The sequence below is a fragment of the Streptomyces sp. N35 genome (genome assembly GCF_016464295.1).
In the GTDB taxonomy this organism is placed as follows: Bacteria; Actinomycetota; Actinomycetes; order Streptomycetales; family Streptomycetaceae; genus Streptomyces.
Map to the genome: position 1 here is coordinate 1 of NZ_JAEIMH010000236.1, position 538 is coordinate 538.

The 538-nt window shown below is 69.5% G+C and carries 1 pseudogene; it reads left to right on the top strand.

Annotation, left to right across the window (positions count from 1 at the left end):
• Positions 1-27 precede the first annotated feature (27 nt).
• Positions 28-538, top strand: a pseudogene (locus tag JAO81_RS42025) (XRE family transcriptional regulator); the annotation flags it as partial.

Genomic DNA, 538 nt, shown 5'->3' on the forward strand with positions numbered 1-538 from the left:
GGCCGTCGCTGCGTCACGTCTGCCGAGGTGCGGCAGCGCATCATCAACGGCCTTGAGGTTCCTGCGGAGTTGCGGCATGCAACAGCGGTGCAGCACCAGCCTGTGTCGTCGTTCGTGTTGCCGTCCGTCGCGCCGGACCCGGACCTCTTGGGGCGCGTCACACGCAGCACGGGCGACAGCCTGCGCGTGGGTGGCGCAACACTGGACTGGCTTGACCGCCTCTTGGCCGAGCACCGGCGCGCGGAGGATGTCATCGGGTCCCGCCCGCTGGTGGACGTGATGCAACAGCAGTTGCGGACCGTCGTCGACCTGCACGACAGTGCGCGCGGACCGCTCGCCGAGCGCGTCGTGCGGCTGGCCTCCGAGCACGCCCAGTTCCTCGCGTGGATGGCGCAGGACCAGGGGGAGACACCTGTGGCCCTGTCCTGGTACGACCGCTCCCATGAGTGGGCGCTGGAGGCTGGGGACGCGAACATGGCCGCCACCACCCTCAGCATGAAAGCGCACCTTGCATGGTCCGCAGGAAAAGGCCGGCGGG